This is a genomic window from Mesorhizobium sp. M7A.F.Ca.CA.004.12.1.1, from assembly GCF_003997835.1.
Taxonomy (GTDB): domain Bacteria; phylum Pseudomonadota; class Alphaproteobacteria; order Rhizobiales; family Rhizobiaceae; genus Mesorhizobium.
Window position 1 is genome coordinate 1 of record NZ_RZRK01000949.1, and the last position, 2,154, is coordinate 2,154.

General features: G+C 64.2%; 2 protein-coding genes. Both read right to left on the bottom strand.

Going from position 1 to position 2,154, the window contains the following annotated elements; translation table 11 throughout:
• Positions 1-219 (bottom strand): hypothetical protein (locus EN984_RS32110; protein WP_164765809.1); only part of this gene is annotated, 219 nt, incomplete at its 3' end.
• A 128-nt stretch (positions 220-347) separates the two neighbouring features.
• Positions 348-1,970: a DUF2778 domain-containing protein gene (locus EN984_RS32115; RefSeq protein WP_127269381.1), complete on the bottom strand. Its 1,623-nt coding sequence runs from the start codon at positions 1,968-1,970 to the stop codon at positions 348-350.
• Positions 1,971-2,154 lie beyond the last annotated feature (184 nt).

Sequence of the window (2,154 nt, forward strand, 5' to 3'; positions counted from 1 at the left end):
CCCTTCCTTCTCGGCCTCCTGCTCGATCTGCTCGGCCCAGTCCGCGATCGAACCGGTCAGCGGCGTGCCAGAGAGCTCCGGCTGCGGCATCTCGGCGAAGCCGCCTCTGTGCAGCGGCTCCGAAGCGTCGAGGAAATCGGTCAGCGGACTGCGCCGCTTCGGCGCGGCGCGGTCGTCATTCGCCGTCGGCGGCGTTTTTTTGTCGGGAGATTTGGCCATGTCCCGAATATGGGATTTCCTGGCCAAAATGGAAAGAGCGCGGTGGGGAGAGGCGTGCCGGACAGCGCTGCTCCTGACAGCAGGCTGTCAGGAGCAGGCGGGAAGGTACGCCCGAAAGCCTCTTGTCGCTACACGCCCCTGGCGGCTGATGCGACCTGCGTAGCCGACCCGTTCAGGCGCGGCACCACGACGAGGCGTTTGATCTTGCCCTTCTTGAAGGCGGCGAGGAAACGCGCATAATCCTTGAAGGCGACGCAGCCGCTCGACTGGGCGTAGCGGCCCCGAAGCAGATACGTATGGGCCAGAAACCCGTCGCGATTGTACTTGTTGCGGCCATCGACCGGCGTCAGGCGCAAGGCCTCCACACCATGAAAGCGCGACTCGCGCAGCGACAGATTGTAGGTGTTGGGCGGTGTCGGTCCGCGGTTCTTCTGGTCGGCATAGCGCGGCTGGTCCGTCATCGCGCCGATGCCAGAATGCGCCTCGAGCCTTGAGCCGTCAGGCATGTAGACGGTGGCGGCGCTGATATCGTAGACGGCGACGCCATTGCCGGCGCCGCTTCTGGATCCCGGCGAGTTGAACAGGTTCCTGAACGCCTTGCCAAGGCCGCCCGAAGGCGTGTCCGGCTTGGCGTAGGCCAGCACATCGCCGCCATCGGCCGGCCGGCCTTGCCGCGCCGGTTTTGCCGGCTGGGCCTGCTGGACCGTCTCACGCGCCGGCTTCGATTGCTGGGCGGGCTTGGGCTGCTGAACAGATTTGGGCTGCTGGACCGGCTTAGGCTGCTGCTGCACGATTTTGGGCTGCGGCGGGTCGAATTGCGGGCGGCGGGTCGGCAACGGCACGTCGTCGGTCAGCGCGTCCGGCAGCGAGGCGGCATCGCCGGGTTGATCCTGCTGGGTTTCGACGGGCGAAACCGCGATATCGGCTGACGATTCCTCGATCGGCAGCGGTGAGGCAAACGCCTCGGCGTCGACCGGCAGCGACCGCACGAGGGCAAGGGCCAACTGCGAATTGTCTGGCGTATCGGATTGGGCAAAGCCCATCGGCTGCGGTGCGATCTGCACGACCACCGAACCGGTATCCAGCCGGGCGAAACGTTCGGCTGCCGGAACTGGCATGTTATCGGACAGGCTGGCCGTGACCTGGACGGACGGCACTAGCGACGCCTCGGCAATTCGCGGTGCGACGGTGGAGATCACCGGGCGCGTGTTGGCAGTGGCGGCAGGTTTTCCGGCGTCGGCAAAGGCAGCGGCCAGCTTCATCGGCGAAAGCGACGCTTCCATGCGTTCGAAGCGCTCCTGCGCCTTCGACTTCGCAAGGGCAGGCATCGGCTTTGCCTGCGCTACAAGGCGTTCGGATTTTTCCGCCTGCGAGCTTACCCTGGCCAGCTTGAAACAGCTGGCGCCGCACTGCACCGAATGATCATGCAGAGCCTGAGTGCCGCCATTGGCATTGGCCAGCACGAAGGGTGCTTTCAAGAAGTGCTGTTTCAGCGGATCGGTAAGTGCGAGCGATCCCGGCATGGACAGCGTCTGGGGCAGGCCAACCGAAGTCGCCGACAGCGAGGCGCCGACGGAACTGAGGCCGGCCATGGTGCCGATCAACCAAAGGCCGATGGCGGTGCTGACGCAAGGCAGCGCGACCCAGCGGGCCACCCGGCCAGCGTTGAAGGAAGAGGAACGCGGAGCATCGACGAACTCGCCGCCCTCACGCTGTCCCCGGTTTTTTTTGTGTGTACTCAACAACGCCATGCAACCAATCTCGCTTCAACCGGTTTCCCCGTACGCGGCCTTGAGAGCCGCGACGACCATTCTGTGAGTGATCCCAGGTGGTCCCCGACGCGTTTGCCGCGTCTGTAGTTGGTTGCCGATTGCTTCAAAATATGGACAAAGTTGGTTAATCAATTCCTCTCAAAACCAACGACGAGATGTGGAT

Excerpts from the sequence above, each read along its gene's own strand:
- EN984_RS32115 (WP_127269381.1), bottom strand. The coding sequence starts at position 1,970 with ATGGCGTTGTTGAGTACACACAAAAAAAACCGGGGACAGCGTGAGGGC.